This window comes from Streptosporangium sp. NPDC050284 (genome assembly GCF_044459525.1).
GTDB lineage: Bacteria > Actinomycetota > Actinomycetes > Streptosporangiales > Streptosporangiaceae > Streptosporangium.
Window position 1 is genome coordinate 1 of sequence record NZ_JBITIZ010000056.1, and the last position, 1559, is coordinate 1559.

Below are 1559 nucleotides of genomic sequence, written 5' to 3' on the forward strand. Positions count from 1 at the left end.
CTTCTCCCTGGAGGAGCTCGACCGACAGCGATCAGCACACCAGGCACGAACCCTCCCCGTCGTTCCCGCACACACCCGAACAGAGGTACAGCCAGAGGGGCACCTGCGAGAGAACACCCAGCTCAGAGAGCTGGGTACCGTTGCGAACCATCCACTCGTCTCTGGCCGAGGGCCGCGTTAAACGTGCTCATGCTCCCGCCGAACACGTACCGGACACGGATCTCGTACATGCCGACACAGTTCGCCCATCCGGACACAGACGGCGACGAGCCGGGTGACCACTTCGAATACCGCGTCGAGATGTGGACCATCACGGAGGAAACCGAGGTCCGCGCCCTGAAGCAGAGCCCTATCCTTTTGGCCTGGATAACCCTTTAATCCGTAGAATTCGTCAGCGAGATCCCGCCCTGCTTAAATGGTGGCCGCGGATCGATGAAGAGCGACGCTGTAAGGCGGCGTTGCCGTATCGACGCCGTATGTCACCGCTGTGGACGCAACTCTTAGCGCACCCTCTCACCGCGCGGAATGCTCACCGCCCCAGCCCGCAGGCTCCTTCTGGACAAGCGCATGTCCACCTACTCGACTTCAAAATCCAAATGCAGCAAGCCGAAAGAAGACCTTACAACCCATGACCCTCATCACCCTGCGGCAAGCCGCCATCCACCTCAACCTCTCCTCCACCTCCCTACAGAAGATCGCGGCTGCGGGTCTGCTTCCCGCGGCCCGTCAGCACGGTGGCAAGCTGGTCGTCCCCGCGGATGTGGTGCAACGAATCCAAGCTCGCTCCGCTGTAGCGCTGCATCACCTCCTGCCAACGGCAACGGGTAGCGCCACGATGGCGGTGTTGCGCGTCGACGTGGCGAAGCATGTCCCAGATGAAGATCGCCCCTTCATCGGTTTTCGTGCCGATCTGACACCTGAAGACCTACTGGAGGCGCTGCGTGGCTGGTGGGTGGGGAGACCCGAAAAGATCGCCCAAGCTGGCATTCTCCCGGTGACCCTCGGCGGATTCATCGTCGCCGTACTGACGGGACTGATCAGCTGGGATACCAAACTGACCGACAATGGCCTGATACGTCATCGTTTCGACGCGAGACTCGCCGGCTACATCAGTGACCTCGACGCGGCCACCAACATGATCGATGTCGGCACAGCCGACGACCTGCGAATCGCCAAGCTCCTCCTCGGCAAGCGCCTCGAATCCACGTCTGGCGGCCCGATCGCCTACGTGAGCGCAGCCAAAGCCTCCATGTAGTTGGCTACCGTCACAAGGACGATCCCCAGGCTGGAAACGCCGCGTTCCTCTTCGAAGCGCAGACCGGAGTCGCCTGAACCCGTGGACCGACATTCGGCTGCTGGGGCACTGTCGGAAGAGCGGCCCCATGTTGACGTCACTCGAACCGTGACCCCCTATCGGCACCTGGGTTCTAGGGCCTGTCTGGACTTCGGATCTTTAGACGGGTTGAAGGCTTCGGAGCCACAAGATGGCTCCGCGGAGATGAAGGCCCGCGAGATAGCTTTCGGGGGTCTTGTCGAAGCGAAAGGCCAGCCCGCGCCAC

The 1559-nt window shown here is 61.8% G+C and carries 1 protein-coding gene; it reads left to right on the top strand.

Annotated elements, in window-relative coordinates; all coding sequences use genetic code 11:
- Positions 1–628: 628 nt before the first annotated feature.
- Positions 629–1255 (top strand): hypothetical protein, encoded by a 627-nt coding sequence (locus tag ACIBH4_RS39615; RefSeq protein WP_362522391.1) that lies wholly within the window; start codon positions 629–631, stop codon positions 1253–1255.
- The last annotated feature ends 304 nt before the right edge of the window (positions 1256–1559 follow it).